Raw genomic sequence first — 14,213 nt, 5'->3', positions numbered from 1 at the left:
GTGATGCTATGCGTAAAAAAAATAACTATGAAACTCGAGAAGAAATAAAAGATGCTATATGGAAGAATGCAGAGTCTGGAAATATGTTTGGAGAAATTAAATTTAGAAAAAATAATAAGAAAAATTATTTTAAATCATTTTTAAAAGTATTTAGTTTTATACTAATAGCATCCCTGGCTGGGGGAATTACAGCTCAGTACTCAATTAATAAAGATAAAGCGCCGAGAGATGTTAGTGGTGATTTAAACCCAAGTATTTTAGGAGGCAACATCCAGGGGACATTTGAAAATTCCATTTCGGAGGTTGCACAAAAGGTATCGCCGGCAGTAGTTGGAATAAGTAGTAAAGAAGAAGAATTGTGGAATACCCCTGAAGGAAGTGGGTCAGGAATTATATATAAAAGCGATGGATTTATTATTACTAATTATCATGTAATTGAAGGGTTAGCAGAAATAAAAGTAAAACTGAGTAATGATAACGTTTTGAAAGCTACAGTTGTAGGTAGTGATGCGATATCAGGTTTAGCAGTTATAAAAGTTCAAGCGAGCAACCTACCTATCGCAAAATTTGGTGATTCCTCAAAGCTTCGGGTGGGAGATTTGGCTATTGCCATTGGTAATCCAATTGGCGAGCAGTTTTCAGGAATCGTTACTGCAGGTATTATAAGCGCACTAAATAGAAGAATTAATATAGTTAATAAAACAACAGGAGAGCAAACTATATATAAAGTAATACAAACTGATGCTGCTATAAATCCAGGGCATAGTGGTGGAGCATTATGCAACATCTATGGAGAAGTTATTGGTATAAATAGTTTTAATATTAATTCGGTAGTTGGAAGTGAAGGAACGGGTTTTGCTATTAGTACAAATGAAGCTAAAGATATTATTAATGATTTGATGACTTATGGTAAAGTTATTAGACCTGCGATAGGTATTTATGGAGGAACTGCAATTTCAGTGGGTAATGATGGCGTAGAGGGAGTGTATGTACAAGACGTCATTAGGGGAAGCGGTGCGGCTGCAGCTGGGATTCTTCCTACTGATATTATAACGGAGGTAGGCGGGAAGAATGTTAAAAACATGGAGGAATTAAGTAATGTTTTGGGGAAATACAAAGTTGGAGGGAAATTATCCTGTAAGATTTGGAGAGGCGGGAAAGTTAAAGAGATTAGTATAATTCTCTCTGAATTAAAAACACAATAAAATTTTCTTTGTGGATCAAACATTTTTTTAGTATAATATAATTAAAATAAAAAAATAATTATGTGGTAGATATTTGGCTTAAACATAATAATATTTGGAGGCAATAATGTACTTGGTAATTGGACTGGGTAATCCAGGAGACGAATATAAACATACAAGACATAATGTAGGCTTTGATGTAATTGATTTAATGGCAAGTAAGTATAATGTTTCAGCTAATAGGGTAAAATTTAAAGGTGTATATGGAGAGATTAATATATCATCCCAAAAGGTTATCCTTTTGAAACCGAATACGTATATGAATTTAAGTGGAGAGAGTGTGCAGCAAGCAGCTTCTTTTTATAAGATTCCGAGCGAAAATATCATCATAATATATGATGATATTAGTTTGGATGTGGGTAAATTAAGGATAAGAAGCAAAGGTAGTGCGGGAGGCCATAATGGGATAAAAAGCGTTATTGCGAATATGGCGTCAGATATATTTCCAAGAATAAAAATAGGTGTAGGACAACCTGAAAGGGCACTAATACCTTATGTTTTAGGGAGATTCGATAGTGGAGACCGAATACTTGTAGAAAAGACCTTTGAGGCTAGTATAAAAGCGGTTGAAACTATAATAGTAAAAGGAATCACTGATGCTATGAATGAATTTAATGGGTTTAATGCTTAAATGAAATTATTATTTTTATATTTATGTAGTGAGTGAGAGGTGTTAAGATGAGACTGAATGGGCTTATGAAGCCTTTAAAAGATAGTGTTCAATTTAAAAATATACTAAAGAATATAGAAGATGAAAATTACCCAATTGGACTATATGGGCTTTCGGAATCAGCTAAGAACTATTTAGTGAATGGTGTGTACGAGCAATTAGATAAGTCCCTATTAATTTTGACACATAGTGACGTAGAGGCTAAAAATATTTACGATGACTTATCTTTTTATGTAAATGATGTGTATTATTTCCCAACTAGAGAAGTGGGCTTTTATAATGCGGATGCTATATCTGGGGATCTTCGATGGGAAAGACTTAAAGTAATGAAAAAGATTACGCAAAAGGGGAAAAAAATTATAATTACTTGCGTTGAAGCTTTGGCAGCTACTTATATTCCTATAGATCTATTGCAAAAATATATTTTTGAATTATCTGTAGGAAGTATATTGGATTTAAAGGAGTTCACAGAGAAATTAATTCAGTGTGGATACGAGAGAGTAGATAGAGTTGATACTAAAGGCCAATTTTCTATAAGAGGGGGGATAATAGATTTATATCCGCCTATATCGGCGTTGCCTTTTAGAATAGAGCTCTTTGATGATGAGATAGATTCTATAAGAACATTTAATAGCGAAACTCAAAGAAGTATTGATAAGGTTAATGAAATAGATATATTTCCAGCAAAGGAAATAATACTAACTCAGGAAAGTATGAATGTTGGGTACAACAAAATAAAGGAAGACTTGGGAGATGTGCTTGGTAGTTTTAATAGAAAAAAAGACAAGGAAGCCATAGAAAGAATAACTTCACTAGTTAATGCTAACTTAGAATCACTTAAAGAAACTTGGAGATTCGAAGCCATTGATAGCTATATGCCTTATTTTTATGATGCTACTTCTACTTTTTTAGATTATATGAAGGATTCATTTATAATAGTTGATGATGCACAAAGGTGCTTTGGTAAACTAGATAGCGTATATTTTGAGTTTCAGGAAAATTATGAAAATTTCCTGAAAAGAGGAAGTATACTGCCCAGGCAAGCAGGGCTTTTAATTAGTAAGGAAAGTATATATGAAGATTTAGATACTAGAGAAGTTATAACAATAAATGCTATTGCTAAAAGCACAAAAGTTCTGAAGCCTAGGTCTATAATATCTTTTTCTCAAATTACGATTAATGATTATCATGGCCAATTAGATATACTTATTGAAGATATAAAGGATAAAAAGTTAAAGGGATACAAGACTGTAATTCTTTCTGGTACAAGAACTAGAGGGGAAAGGCTAATAGATATCCTCAGGGATAGAGGAATTGAAAGTGTCTATAAAGACAGTATTTCTGAAATCCAGTTTGGGCAGGTGGTTGTAACCTTTGGTAACCAACTAAAAGGCTTTGATTACCCGGAATTAAGATTATGTGTTATATCAGATAAAGAGGTTTTTGGACAATCAAAAAGAAAAACTACTAGTCGTTCCAGTAAAAAGGGAGTAAGTAAGATTAAAAGTTTTACAGAACTTAAATTGGGAGATTATGTTGTTCATGTAAACCATGGTATAGGTGTATATAAAGGAATAAAGCAATTAGAAGTTCATGGTCATAAAAGAGACTATTTAGAACTTGGATATAACTCTGGAGATACCCTTTATGTTCCAGTAGAGCAATTAGATTTAGTTCAAAAATATATTGGAAGTGAAGGCAAAGCACCAAAGGTTACGAAACTCGGTGGGGTTGAATGGAGTAAGGCTAAAAATAAGGTTAAAAACTCAATAGCTGAAATTGCTGAGGATTTAGTAAAGCTCTATGCATCAAGGGCTACACTTAAGGGCTATATATATAGTAAAGATACTGTATGGCAAAAACAATTTGAAGAAGAATTCCCATTTGAAGAAACACCAGACCAATTAATTGCAATTGAAGAGATAAAGAAAGATATGGAATCCGATAAACCTATGGATAGATTGATATGTGGTGACGTTGGATATGGTAAAACAGAAGTTGCTGTTAGGGCTGCGTTTAAAGCCGTTATGGATGGAAAACAAGTAGCATTCTTAGTGCCAACTACTATACTAGCTGAGCAACATTATAAAAATCTCACCAAAAGATTTTCCGATTTTCCAGTAAAGGTTGAAATGGTAAGTAGATTTAGAACACCAGCCCAGCAGAAGGTTGTGCTTAAGGCTACAAAAGAAGGAAATGTAGATATATTAATAGGAACCCACAGAATAATTCAACAAGATGTAAAATTTAAAGATTTAGGGGTATTAATTATAGACGAAGAGCAACGATTTGGAGTTACGCACAAGGAAAAAATAAAGAGTATAAGAAAGAATATAGATGTAATTACTCTAACTGCCACTCCAATTCCAAGAACGCTACATATGTCTCTTACTGGAGTTCGCGATATAAGTGTAATTGAAACCCCGCCAGAGGAAAGGTATCCAATACAAACCTATGTAGTGGAGTTTAATGACCAACTAATAAGGGATGCAATACTCAGAGAAATAAATAGAAATGGTCAAGTTTTCTTTGTGTACAATAGAGTAGAAACAATCAAGGACATGGCAGCCTATATAGGGAAATTAGTTCCAGAGGCGAGGATATGCATTGGTCATGGACAAATGACAGAAAGAGAATTAGAGTCTGTCATGGTTGATTTTATGGAGAATAAGTATGATATATTAATGTGTACTACCATTATCGAGACTGGGATAGATATCCAAAACACAAATACCATAATAATATACGAAGCAGATAAGATGGGGCTTTCTCAGCTTTATCAATTAAGGGGTAGAGTTGGGCGTTCAAATAGAATAGCCTACGCATATTTTACTTATAGAAAAGACAAGGTATTAACAGAGGTGGCTGAAAAAAGACTTAAAGCAATTAAGGATTTTACAGAACTAGGGTCAGGTTTTAAAATTGCAATGAGAGATCTTGAAATTCGGGGCGCTGGAAATATGATGGGGGCGGCTCAACATGGTCATATGGCTGCGGTAGGGTATGATTTGTATTGTAGGATGCTAGAAGATACAGTTAAAAAAATAAGAGGTGATGTGGAAGTGGAACCTATTGAAACTTCCGTTGAAATCAAAATAGATGCATATATTCCTAGTACCTACATTGAGGATGAGACGCAAAAAATTGAAATTTATAAAAAAATCGCTGCCATTGATAGCCATGAGGATATGATGGATATACAAGAGGAAATAGAGGATAGGTTCTCAGATATACCATCGTCAGTTGCAAGTCTTATGGATATTGCCTATCTCAGATCTATATCTAAACAGGTGGGAATAATAGAAATTAAAGAGGAAAAGGAGGAGATAGTGCTACAATTTGATAGTAGCGAAAGAATAAATGGAGCATTAGTGAAAGCATTGGTTAGTAAATATAATAGAAGTATTGTGTTTAAATTAGGTACTAAACCAGCCTTTGCATATAAATTCAAAAATTTAAATAAAGAAGAAATGCTTGCAAATCTCATAGAAATTCTGAAGTATATAAAAAGCATCCTATAAATTAAAGTTGAAATAAAGTGAATTTGTGATAAGATTAGTATGTGTTAAAATTTCTATGTATTAAAATTGATATGTAATGTAACAAAACTTTAAATGGCAATATTACATACGAAAGCGGGGAAATAAAATGAAAAACGTAAAAAAATTAATTAGTGCTGCTTTGATAACTATACTTGCTACATCATTAGTTGGTTGTAATATGATTGAAAAAACACCAGCAGGTATTGCTAAAGGTACTGTAGCGAAGGTTTTTAATGTTAAAGTAACTAGAGGCGAGGTGGACGCACAACTATCCGCAGTTATTAAACAAATTGAAACAAAGTATGGAGCAAATTATAAAGGCAATGCTGAAGCTATGACTGAAATAACAACTCAAAAACAGCAGGTGTTAGAAGGCCTTATTAATGAAAAAATAGTAAGTTATAAAGCTAAAGAGTTAAAAGTAATGCCTACGGAAGCTAAATTAACTGAAGAAGTTAACAAACAATTAGCTGAAATCAAGAAAAGTTTAGAAACGGATGCTAAGTATAAAGAAGCACTAGCTCAAGCGAGTCTTACAGAAGATCAACTAAAAGCAAGAATAAAACCAAGTATTATTCAAGATGCATTATACACTGAAATTACAAAAAACGTTAAAACTGATGATGCAAAAGAAAAAGCATATTACAATAGTAATTTAACACTATATACAGAAAAACCAAACAGAGTTCACGCAGCTCATATTTTACTTAAAACAGAAGCTGATGCAGTAGCTGTTAAAAAACGATTAGATGCTGGAGAAGATTTTGCAAAGGTAGCAAAAGAAAAAAGTACAGACCAAACTGCTGCAGAGAATGGTGGAGATTTAGGATTTGTAGAATATAATGATCCACAAATGGATAAAACCTTTATGACAGCGGCCTCTACTTTAGGCGTAGGTAAGATTTCGGCACCAGTAAACACTCAATTTGGATGGCATATAATAAAAACCATTGCAAAAGAAGAATTTCCTGTAAAGAAATTTGAAGCTGTTAAGGCAGAAGTAGAAAAAACGCTTATAGCAAAGGAAAAAGAAACAGTATGGACTGCAGCCATGAAAAAATGGACTACAGAAGCTAAAATAACTAAAAATGAAAAAAATCTTTAAGATTTTATATTTTTATTATAAAGAATACCTCTAATAGGGGGTATTCTTTATTTTTTCAATTTTTATTTCTTATATTAAAATTAAACATATACAAATGTGCATAAAATTTCAAGTTTAGAAAGATAATAATAGTGCAAGTATTTTATATGAGATTTTATATGAGGAGGAATTATTTAAATGAAAGCAACGGGCATAGTAAGACGTATAGATGATTTAGGAAGAGTTGTTATTCCAAAAGAAATAAGAAGAACACTAAGAATACGAGAAGGAGACCCACTAGAAATATTTACTGATAGAGAGGGTGGAGTTATTTTAAAGAAATACTCACCCATAGGTGAATTAAGTGAATTTTCTAGAGAATATGCTGAATCATTACAACAAACTATAGGTAATATAATAGTTATTTGCGATAAAGATAATATAATATCTGTAAGCGGGGGCCCTAAAAAAGAGTATGTTGATAAAAAGGTCAGTAATGAATTAGAAAAAGCAATGGAAGAAAGAAAAGCTATAGTGCTTGGCGAAGGTTCAGAAAATGTTATTGCATTGTATGATGATGAAATGGAAAACAAATATAATGCTCAAGTAATTGCTCCTATAATAACAGAAGGCGATGCAATTGGAGCAGTACTAATAATTTCTACAGAGCCAGGGATTAAATTTGGGAATTTAGAATTAAAACTAGCAGAAACAGCAGCATCTTTTTTAGGAAAACAAATGGAACAATAAAGAGAAAAACCTAAAAAGTATATATTACTCAGCGAAGTGAAACATATTTGCAGTAATATATACTTTTATTTTTTTTGGAGTATTAGTAATAATAAGTCCTTAAATTAAATAATTATAATCATAGAATGTAATTGCTAGCTACATCACAGGAATACAAGGAGGCTGTTATGAAGAAACATTCATTGATAAAAGGGACGATTATACTTGGACTTGCAGGAATATTTGCGAGGTTTTTAGGTTTATTTTTTAGAATTCCAATACAAGCACTAATAAAAGATGAGGGCATGGGATACTACCAGATGTCCTATCCACTTTTTCTGACTTTTGTAGCATTAGCTTCAGGTGTACCACTAGCTATGTCTAAACTTATTGCGGAGATGAATGCTAAAAATGATAGAGAGGGAGTAGTGCAAGTATTAAGACAAACACTTTTTTTTATGATTACATTAGGCTCAGTAGTTACAATACTAATGTTAGCCTTTGCAAGGCCTATTATTTCTATATTAAAATGGGACCCTAAATCATATTACTCTTTTTCGGTAATTGCTATAGCACCAATTTTTGTTTCTGTTATGTGTACCTTTAGAGGCTTTTTCCAAGGGCTACAGAACGTTAGACCCACTGCAATTTCTCAAATAGTAGAACAGGTTGGAAGAGTTGTGGCGGGAGTTTTATTTGCATATTTATTGTTTCCAAAGGGAATTGAATATGCTGCTGGAGGAGCAGCTCTTGGAACCCTAGTTGGCGCAATTATGGGAAGTATATATTTAATTTTAACTTATCTTAAGGTGAAAAAAGAGCTACCAGTAAGAAAAGTATCAAAGCATAAGCACATTTTAGCGGATTTAGGTAAGGCAGCCTTTCCAATATCTTTAGGGGCTGCAGTAGGGACTGTTATGTCATTAATAGATTCTGTTTTAGTACCGCAGCAGCTTCTAAAAGCGGGATTCTCGCAGTTACAATCAGCCGTAATGTATGGTCAGCTGACTGGAAAGGTGTTTACCCTGATGAATGTACCTTTAGCTCTTTCTGTGGCGCTATGCGCGTCTCTGATGCCGATAATCGCGGAAGCCTTTTATTTAGGCAAACGACGCGAACTGGTTAAAAGGGTAGATATGGCTGTGAAATTGTCGAATGTTATTTCATTACCATCATCTCTAGGTATGTTTTTTATGGCTTATCCTATAATGCATTTAATCTTTATGAAAGACGCAGCGGGATATGAAATTTTGAAATATATATCTATATCTATACCTTTTTTAATCCTAACACAAACCAGTACTGCAATACTCCAAGGTATAGGCAATTACATGAAACCCGTATACAATTTAGCACTAGGGTGCATAGTAAAGGTTATTATAACTTATGTATTGGTATCATTTTCAGTTGTGAATATCTATGGTGCAGTTATAGGAACTGTTTTGGGATATGCCGTAAGTTGCTTATTAAATATGAAGGATTTAAAGAAAGCCTTAAATATAAAAATAAACTGGACAGATGCTTTTATAAAACCAGCTATTGCTGCCGGTATAATGATAATCGCAGTTGTATTTAGCAACGCTAGTGTCTATAATTATACAATGAGCGCAGAATTATCTTGTGTGATGTCCATATTAATTGGAATTATTGTTTATTTGTTATTCATTTTTATCCTTAGAGTATTTGAATATGATGAAATTAAAAATAAATTAAAAAGAAATTAAAGTGAACATCCAAGACGAAAATAAAAAAATAAAAGGAGTGAAAACTAATGATTAGAGTAGTGGGACTCGGACCTGGTGCTATAGGATCACTAACTATAGAAACATTGGAAATACTTAAAAATGGTAAAAAAATATATTTGAGAACAGAAAAACACCCTACGGTGGACTACCTAAAATCCCTATCAATTCAATTTGAAACTTATGATGATAGATACGAAGAATATAATAATTTTGATGATGTATATAGGTCTATTGCAGAGGACCTAATCCGAAAACATGAAATATATGAAGATATTATTTACGGGGTTCCAGGGCACCCTCTAGTGGCAGAAACTACTGTTAAACTTTTAATAGAAAAATGCGAAATAAATAAAATAGATATAGAAATTCTTCCCGCAGTTAGTTTTATAGATGCAGTTATTGGAAGCTTAAAATTAGATCCTATTGAGGGACTAAAAATTATAGATGCCTTTGACATAAAAAACCAAGTGTTAGACAAAAGGGTAGGACTTTTATTAACACAAGTTTATAATAAAGCTATAGCAACGGACACTAAACTTGCCTTACTCGAGTATTACAAAGATGAAATGGAAATTTATTTTGTTAGGGCCGCAGGTATAAAGGGGCTAGAGTGTACCAGAAAAATTAAATTATATGAACTAGATAGGCAAGAAGACATTGACTACTTAACGTCTATATATATCCCGAAAGAATTAGAAGCTACATTGGATTTTCAAGATTTAATCGAAATTATGAATACCTTAAGAGATGAAAATGGATGTGCATGGGATAGGCAGCAAACTCATGAATCTATGAAAAAATTTCTTATTGAAGAATGTTATGAAGTTTTGGAAGCCATCGACGAGAAGGACGAAGATAAGATTATTGAGGAACTAGGGGATGTACTACTACAGGTGATTTTTCATGCTCAAATAGGAAAAGAAGAGGGATATTTTAATATAAATGATGTTATTAAAGGTGTTACCAGAAAAATGATAAATAGGCATCCGCATATTTTTAAAAATATCGAAAGTAAAAATCCTCAGCAAGTTTTAGAAAGTTGGGAAAAGATTAAAACTTACGAAAAAGGCTTTAATAATTATACTGATACGTTAAAGCATGTTCCGAAAAATTTACCAGGTTTGATGAGAGCGTGTAAGGTTCAAGAAAAAGCATCAAAATTAGGTTTTGACTTTGACTCAGTTGAACCTGCTATGGAAAAAGTATTAGAAGAGCTAAAGGAAGTAAAAGATGTATATAAAGGCAAAAATAGGGCAAAAATACTAGAAGAAGTGGGAGATTTGGTATTTAGTACTGTGAATGTTGCTAGAATGCTTGACATAGACCCTGAATTTGCAGTAAATTATACTATAGATAAATTTATTAATCGCTTTCAGTACATAGAAGAAAATGCAAGTAATAGAAACTTAGATTTAAAGGATATGTCGCTTGCAGAAATGGACGCTTTATGGAACGAATCTAAAACCCAATAAATTTATCTGAAAAATAAAATATAGAACAAAAAGAAGGATTTTCTAAATTGGTGAAGAATATGCTATTTAATAGTGTACTCAATAATAAGGAGGTAACAAAAGTGAATAAATCAGAATTAATAACAAGTATTGCAGAAAAATCTAAGTTAACAAAAAAAGATGCAGAAGCAGCACTAAAAGGAATTATAGAAAGTATTGAAGAAACATTAGAAAAAGGTGAAAAGGTTCAATTGGTTGGATTCGGAACTTTCGAAACAAGAGCAAGAGCTGCTAGAATGGGTAGAAACCCAAGAACAAAAGAAGAAATTCAAATTTCAGCATCAACAGTTCCAGTATTTAAAGCCGGTAAAGAATTTAAAGACATAGTAAATAAATAATTTTGCTATAATGTAAAAAACCTGGATGTATATCTAGGTTTTTTATTTTAACAATTTTATTTTATAAATGCTTATAATGCTAATAATATTAAAAAAAGGAGAAAAATATATGAGACTCGATAAATATTTAAAGGTTTCTAGAATTATTAAGAGAAGAACCATAGCAAAGGAAGCTTGTGAAACTGGTAGAGTATCTATAAATAATAAAGTTGCAAAAGCAGGTACTGTGGTAGCGGAAGGCGATACAATAGAAATTCAATTTGCAAATCAAGTTTTAAAAGCTAAAATTATAAATATTGCAGAGCATGTAACAAAAGATACTGCAAAGGAAATGTATGAACTAGTTTCAGGAAGAGAAGACAAAGAATAAATCTTGCTAAATATAATTCTTAATTAAGTTTAATAAGCATATATATTTTATAGGAATATAAAGGTATGTGCAAGTTGCGGATTGATATTAGTATTAGTTTCACAATTCCCAATTTTATTATTAAAATTAATAAGGAGGATATTATGGAAGTAAAAAAAGAAATAAAAATAGAAGATAAGAGAAGCAACTTATTGCTTGAAAACAGAAAAAAACTAACTATTAACGGAGTTATTGAGGTTATAAATTTTAATGAAAATCAAATATTATTGAATACAGATGCTGGAATGATGATAGTAAAAGGACAACAATTAAAGATGAATAAGTTGGATGTGCAAAATGGAGATGTAGTAATATCAGGTAAAGTGGATGCCTTCGTATATACTAGTGGCATTAGTAAAGTTAAAAAAGATAGCATAATATCAAGATTGTTTAGGTAGAGTAGTTATGATAATTTCATTAATAAACCAAGTTAAACTTATAATTTTCGGATTATTGTCAGGAGTAATAACAGGAATGCTTTTTGATGTATATAGATTAATAAGAGGATTTGAAAACCCTAACAAGATTTTAACAATAATACAGGATTTGCTATTTTGGACATTAACTTCTATAGTTGTTTTTATATTTTTGATGTATACTAATGAGGGTTACATAAACTTCTATGTGTATGTTTGTTTAATAATAGGAGCATACTTATATTTAAAACTCTTAAGTAGAGTTTTTATAAGAGTGCAATACAAATTGTTAAAATTCAATGGGAAATCATTTAGAGTTGTATGGAATCACGTTTTATATCCAGCAAATTTATTACTTTATAAGCTTAGAATAAAAAAAAATAAATAAATTATGAAGAAATAGCTTGAAGAAATGTGAAATACAAATTAAAATAGATTTATGTAACTTGAAAAATACTCATTCCATTGAAAGGAAAAGGGTATGGGATATGAAAAAAAAATTTCGTGTTAAGAATGTGGTTTTAGTTTTTGCTGTGGTATATGTATGTTATATTTTAATTCACCAACAGGCAACGATGGTAAGACAAAAGAAAGAGCTACAAAAGTATAATGTTGAATTACAAAAGAAAAAGGACGAAAAAGAAATATTGCAGGATGAAGTAGAGTTATCTAAAACTGACAAATATATTGAGAAATTGGCAAGAGAAATTTTAGGTCTTGTTAAAGAAGGTGAAACTCCTGTAATAGATAATAAAAACTAAATGCTATAATTATTGTTATGCTTATTTTTAAATTAATATATAAAATAAAAAACATTATTTTTGAGGAGGAACTTTTTAATATGACCTTAATGGCTGGAAGTATTGTAGAAGGTAAAGTAGTAAATATCACCAATTTTGGTGCGTTCGTAGAAGTAGAGGGTAAAACAGGACTAGTGCATATATCTGAGGTTTCAGATACATTTGTTAAAAATGTTAATGATCATCTTAAAGAAAATGATATTGTAAAAGTTAAAGTAATTTCTGTGGATGATAATGGTAAGATAAGTTTATCCATAAAACAAGCTGGAGTACCTAAAAAATCTATTAAACCAATGGAGATAGACTGGGAAAAGGAAAAAAGCAAAGCAAATGCAAGTGGGTTTGAAGATATAATGACTAAATTTTTAAAAGATAGCGAAGAAAGATTTCAAGATGTTAAAAAACATCAAGAAGGAAAAGGTAGAGGGTACAGTAAAAAAACTTCAAGTTATTAGTAAAGCAAATTATTAATGGAATTTTAGGAACTAATTACTTAGTTCCTATTTAAAAAAAAAAAAGTTATTGACAATAGTTTGGACATCATATATAATAAAAAATGTTGCTGCAAAGTAACACTTTTTATGCTAGTAAGCTAGCTAACAGGTAGAGGCTAACAAGTAACTGCTAATCAATAAGCTGGAGTGGCGGAACTGGCAGACGCACAGGACTTAAAATCCTGCGGTGGTTAAACACCGTACCGGTTCGATTCCGGTCTTCAGCACCAAATATCGCGGGATGGAGCAGTTGGTAGCTCGTCGGGCTCATAACCCGAAGGTCGCAGGTTCAAGTCCTGCTCCCGCAACCAAACATGGCGGAATAGCTCAGCTGGCTAGAGCATTCGGTTCATACCCGAAGGGTCGTAGGTTCAAGTCCTATTTCCGCTACCATTATAAATTTAATTTTGGTTTATTAAAATCTATTGACATATTGAGTATGTCAGTGTAAAATTTAAATTGATTTTATAAAAATTTATATTAAATTAAAACTAACAAAATACAGGACTTATTATCCTGCAAGACTTAAATACCATATTTGTTAGATTTAAAGTTTCAGTTTTAATATCGCGGGGTGGAGCAGTTGGTAGCTCGTCGGGCTCATAACCCGAAGGTCACAGGTTCAAGTCCTGTCCCCGCAACCAATAAATTTTAAATTACTGAATATATCGGTTAAATACAATTTCATAGTAAGTTGCAAAGTAAAAATTAGGAATGCAAAGACTTAAATTCTCAGATATTTAAACATCACACTAATTCCTTTTTGATCTTAAGCACTAATATCGCGGGGTGGAGCAGTTGGTAGCTCGTCGGGCTCATAACCCGAAGGTCACAGGTTCAAGTCCTGTCCCCGCAACCAATGAAATTTAAATCGCTGAATACGTCGGTTAAATAAAATTTCATAGTAAGTATAATTATGCCAGAATTAAGTAAGCTGGAGTGGCGGAACTGGCAGACGCACAGGACTTAAAATCCTGCGGTGGTTAAACACCGTACCGGTTCGATTCCGGTCTTCAGCACCAAATATCGCGGGATGGAGCAGTTGGTAGCTCGTCGGGCTCATAACCCGAAGGTCGCAGGTTCAAGTCCTGCTCCCGCAACCAACATGGCGGAATAGCTCAGCTGGCTAGAGCATTCGGTTCATACCCGAAGGGTCGTAGGTTCAAGTCCTATTTCCGCTACCATAACTCAAAAGGAAACTTTTGAGTTATTTTTTATTCCATGGAAAAAC

General features: G+C 32.5%; 13 protein-coding genes and 8 tRNA genes. All 21 read left to right on the top strand.

Features of this window, described 5'->3' with window-relative positions; genetic code table 11:
• The first annotated feature begins 8 nt into the window (after window positions 1-8).
• The 21 genes from KPL50_RS20495 (at window position 9) to KPL50_RS20395 (ending at window position 14,166) form a co-directional block, all read left to right on the top strand.
• Window positions 9-1,205: a trypsin-like peptidase domain-containing protein gene (locus tag KPL50_RS20495; RefSeq protein ID WP_216300398.1), complete on the top strand. Its 1,197-nt coding sequence runs from the start codon at window positions 9-11 to the stop codon at window positions 1,203-1,205.
• A 106-nt stretch (window positions 1,206-1,311) separates the two neighbouring features.
• Entirely contained in the window at window positions 1,312-1,875 is a 564-nt protein-coding gene (gene pth, locus KPL50_RS20490) for an aminoacyl-tRNA hydrolase (protein ID WP_216300397.1), read from the top strand.
• Window positions 1,876-1,922: 47 nt separating this feature from the next.
• Window positions 1,923-5,435: a transcription-repair coupling factor gene (mfd, locus tag KPL50_RS20485; RefSeq protein WP_216300396.1), complete on the top strand. Its 3,513-nt coding sequence runs from the start codon at window positions 1,923-1,925 to the stop codon at window positions 5,433-5,435.
• A gap of 127 nt (window positions 5,436-5,562) precedes the next feature.
• The gene (locus KPL50_RS20480) at window positions 5,563-6,561 is read left to right on the top strand and encodes a peptidylprolyl isomerase (protein WP_216300395.1); all 999 of its coding nucleotides are present in this window, start codon (window positions 5,563-5,565) and stop codon (window positions 6,559-6,561) included.
• Window positions 6,562-6,738: 177 nt separating this feature from the next.
• Window positions 6,739-7,290, top strand: a complete 552-nt coding sequence (gene spoVT, locus KPL50_RS20475; RefSeq protein ID WP_216300394.1) for a stage V sporulation protein T — start codon at window positions 6,739-6,741, stop codon at window positions 7,288-7,290.
• 167 nt (window positions 7,291-7,457) lie between these two features.
• Window positions 7,458-8,993: a polysaccharide biosynthesis protein gene (locus KPL50_RS20470; RefSeq protein ID WP_216300393.1), complete on the top strand. Its 1,536-nt coding sequence runs from the start codon at window positions 7,458-7,460 to the stop codon at window positions 8,991-8,993.
• A gap of 47 nt (window positions 8,994-9,040) precedes the next feature.
• A complete protein-coding gene (gene mazG, locus KPL50_RS20465) occupies window positions 9,041-10,486 on the top strand; it encodes a nucleoside triphosphate pyrophosphohydrolase (protein WP_216300392.1) in 1,446 nt (481 codons plus the stop codon).
• Window positions 10,487-10,587: 101 nt separating this feature from the next.
• Entirely contained in the window at window positions 10,588-10,863 is a 276-nt protein-coding gene (locus tag KPL50_RS20460; RefSeq protein ID WP_124998401.1) for an HU family DNA-binding protein, read from the top strand.
• Window positions 10,864-10,972: 109 nt separating this feature from the next.
• Window positions 10,973-11,233 carry an RNA-binding S4 domain-containing protein gene (locus KPL50_RS20455; RefSeq protein WP_216300391.1) on the top strand — a complete coding sequence of 87 codons (261 nt, stop codon included), beginning with the start codon at window positions 10,973-10,975 and terminating at the stop codon, window positions 11,231-11,233.
• 143 nt (window positions 11,234-11,376) lie between these two features.
• Window positions 11,377-11,670: a sporulation protein YabP gene (gene yabP, locus KPL50_RS20450; RefSeq protein ID WP_216300390.1), complete on the top strand. Its 294-nt coding sequence runs from the start codon at window positions 11,377-11,379 to the stop codon at window positions 11,668-11,670.
• A gap of 7 nt (window positions 11,671-11,677) precedes the next feature.
• Window positions 11,678-12,076, top strand: coding sequence for a spore cortex biosynthesis protein YabQ (gene yabQ / locus KPL50_RS20445; RefSeq protein WP_216300389.1), 399 nt, complete (start codon window positions 11,678-11,680; stop codon window positions 12,074-12,076).
• A 100-nt stretch (window positions 12,077-12,176) separates the two neighbouring features.
• Window positions 12,177-12,449, top strand: coding sequence for a septum formation initiator family protein (locus KPL50_RS20440; protein WP_216300388.1), 273 nt, complete (start codon window positions 12,177-12,179; stop codon window positions 12,447-12,449).
• A gap of 80 nt (window positions 12,450-12,529) precedes the next feature.
• Window positions 12,530-12,943, top strand: a complete 414-nt coding sequence (locus KPL50_RS20435; RefSeq protein ID WP_164945020.1) for a S1 domain-containing RNA-binding protein — start codon at window positions 12,530-12,532, stop codon at window positions 12,941-12,943.
• 180 nt (window positions 12,944-13,123) lie between these two features.
• Window positions 13,124-13,212 (top strand) — tRNA-Leu (locus KPL50_RS20430).
• 5 nt (window positions 13,213-13,217) lie between these two features.
• Window positions 13,218-13,293: transfer RNA gene (locus KPL50_RS20425), tRNA-Met, on the top strand.
• Window positions 13,294-13,298: 5 nt separating this feature from the next.
• A tRNA-Met gene (locus KPL50_RS20420) sits at window positions 13,299-13,375 on the top strand.
• 175 nt (window positions 13,376-13,550) lie between these two features.
• Window positions 13,551-13,626: transfer RNA gene (locus tag KPL50_RS20415), tRNA-Met, on the top strand.
• A gap of 139 nt (window positions 13,627-13,765) precedes the next feature.
• A tRNA-Met gene (locus tag KPL50_RS20410) sits at window positions 13,766-13,841 on the top strand.
• 74 nt (window positions 13,842-13,915) lie between these two features.
• A tRNA-Leu gene (locus tag KPL50_RS20405) sits at window positions 13,916-14,004 on the top strand.
• A gap of 5 nt (window positions 14,005-14,009) precedes the next feature.
• A tRNA-Met gene (locus tag KPL50_RS20400) sits at window positions 14,010-14,085 on the top strand.
• Window positions 14,086-14,089: 4 nt separating this feature from the next.
• Window positions 14,090-14,166, top strand: a tRNA-Met gene (locus KPL50_RS20395).
• The last annotated feature ends 47 nt before the right edge of the window (window positions 14,167-14,213 follow it).

Source organism: Clostridium sp. CF012 (genome assembly GCF_018861755.1).
Classification (GTDB): Bacteria; Bacillota; Clostridia; order Clostridiales; family Clostridiaceae; genus Clostridium_AD.
This window is presented reverse-complemented; position numbering and strand designations above follow the sequence as displayed.